Below are 410 nucleotides of genomic sequence, written 5' to 3'. Positions count from 1 at the left end.
GCACATGCAACTGGCCGCGGGCGGGCATCTCTTCACCAGCACCGGCGGCAACGCCGACGCCGCGATCGGCGGCAATTACACCGTCGCGGCGGGCAATGCCGTGTCGCTCTTCGCCAACACACAGGGCGTCAAGGTGACGGCCGCCGAGGGCAAGATCGACGTGCAGGCGCAAGGCGATGCGCTCAATCTCGCCGCGCTCAAGGACGTGACGATCGCGAGCACGGAAGACGCGATCACGCTCAACGCCAAGAAGGAACTGACGCTCTATTGCGGCGGTGCATACGTCAAATTGACAAGTACGGGCGTCGAACTTGGCGGCCCGGAGATCATCCTGAAGGGACCGATGCGCGTGCGTGAATCGGCCACCAAGCAAAGCGCGCTGCCGCTCATGCCGAAGCAGGAGCCGACCG

General features: G+C 64.9%; 1 protein-coding gene. It reads left to right on the top strand.

Annotation, left to right across the window (positions count from 1 at the left end; translation table 11 throughout):
* Positions 1–410 (top strand): DUF2345 domain-containing protein (locus tag QCE49_RS34685; protein WP_309806866.1); only part of this gene is annotated, 410 nt, incomplete at both ends.

The organism is Caballeronia sp. LZ008 (assembly GCF_031451435.1).
Classification (GTDB): domain Bacteria; phylum Pseudomonadota; class Gammaproteobacteria; order Burkholderiales; family Burkholderiaceae; genus Caballeronia; species Caballeronia zhejiangensis.
This window is presented reverse-complemented; position numbering and strand designations above follow the sequence as displayed.